This is a genomic window from Citrobacter sp. Cpo091, assembly GCF_030332645.1.
Lineage (GTDB): Bacteria > Pseudomonadota > Gammaproteobacteria > Enterobacterales > Enterobacteriaceae > Citrobacter > Citrobacter portucalensis.
On the sequence record NZ_JAOWHL010000005.1, the window covers coordinates 1 to 305 of the forward strand.

Annotated in this window: 2 tRNA genes; both read right to left on the reverse strand. The window is 53.1% G+C overall.

Annotation, left to right across the window (positions count from 1 at the left end):
• Position 1: 1 nt before the first annotated feature.
• A tRNA-Met gene (locus OGY04_RS00020) sits at positions 2-75 on the reverse strand.
• A 152-nt stretch (positions 76-227) separates the two neighbouring features.
• A tRNA-Met gene (locus OGY04_RS00025) sits at positions 228-304 on the reverse strand.
• Between the last annotated feature and the right edge of the window lies 1 nt (position 305).

The window sequence follows — 305 nt, forward strand, 5'->3', positions numbered from 1 at the left end:
GTTGCGGGGGCCAGATTTGAACTGACGACCTTCGGGTTATGAGCCCGACGAGCTACCAGGCTGCTCCACCCCGCGTCCGTCTTTTTGCTTCGTATTTCAAACCACATCAGCGTTGGCTTTCCTCGTTCACCTCAGCCACTTACTGGAGTAAGCTCCTAAGGATTCACTGCTTCGCCGCCTTGCTGTGATTCGAACTACTTTGCAAAAATCTTACATCAAATTTTAATTGGTTGCGGGGGCCAGATTTGAACTGACGACCTTCGGGTTATGAGCCCGACGAGCTACCAGGCTGCTCCACCCCGCGT